1 protein-coding gene is annotated in these 884 nt (G+C 45.1%); it reads left to right on the top strand.

Going from position 1 to position 884, the window contains the following annotated elements; genetic code table 11:
* Nucleotides 1–884: RIP metalloprotease RseP (gene rseP, locus KIV40_RS31000; RefSeq protein WP_285353135.1), on the top strand; the 884-nt coding region annotated here is incomplete at both ends.

Raw genomic sequence — 884 nt, 5'->3', positions numbered from 1 at the left:
AGGAATTGAATCTGGGATGGAACTTAAATCTATTTCAGGAATCAAAACCGCTGATTGGGAATCTGTGAACATTGGTCTGATCTCACATATTGGTGATGAGAGCATGACGGTGACCGTAGCCTCAGAGGGCAACATTGGTAATGAGCAGCAACTGACTCTCGACCTGACGCAATGGTCTTTTGACCCAGAGACAGAATCAGCGATGTCAACGTTGGGCTTTAAGCCTTTCTCACCTGAGATTTCTACAGTACTGGCTCAGGTTATCGAAGATGGTGCCGCTTATGCTGCGGGCTTTGAGGCGGGTGATCAGATCGTCAATATAAGTGGTACGGCGATTAATGATTGGCCGATGGTGGTTGAAGCTATTCGCTCAAACCCAGGCCAAGAACTAAGTGTTATTGTCGATAGAAATGGTTATCAGACTGAGCTGACGCTAACACCTAAATCTCGCGAGTTATCTGATGGCAGTTCAATCGGTTATGCTGGTATTGCTCCAGAAGTCGCAGAATGGCCTGAAGACTATCGCTTTGAACTGCAATTTGGTGTATTTGAAGCTGTAGGAAAAGCTATTGATAAAACAGGTCAGATCATTGACCTGACACTGACGATGCTCAAGAAGCTTATCGTGGGTGATGTAGGGTTAAACAACCTAAGCGGACCTATCTCCATTGCTAAAGGTGCAGGCACCACAGCAGATTATGGATTGGTTTACTTCCTAGGTTTCTTAGCTCTAATCAGTGTGAACTTAGGCATTATTAATTTAGTACCGCTGCCTATGTTAGATGGCGGGCATTTGCTCTTTTTCGCTATTGAGGCCATTACACGTAAACCTGTACCCGAAAAGGTACAAGAGATGGGTTACCGAGTGGGCAGTGCGATTATAT

It is taken from the genome of Vibrio sp. D173a, from assembly GCF_030248475.1.
This window is presented reverse-complemented; position numbering and strand designations above follow the sequence as displayed.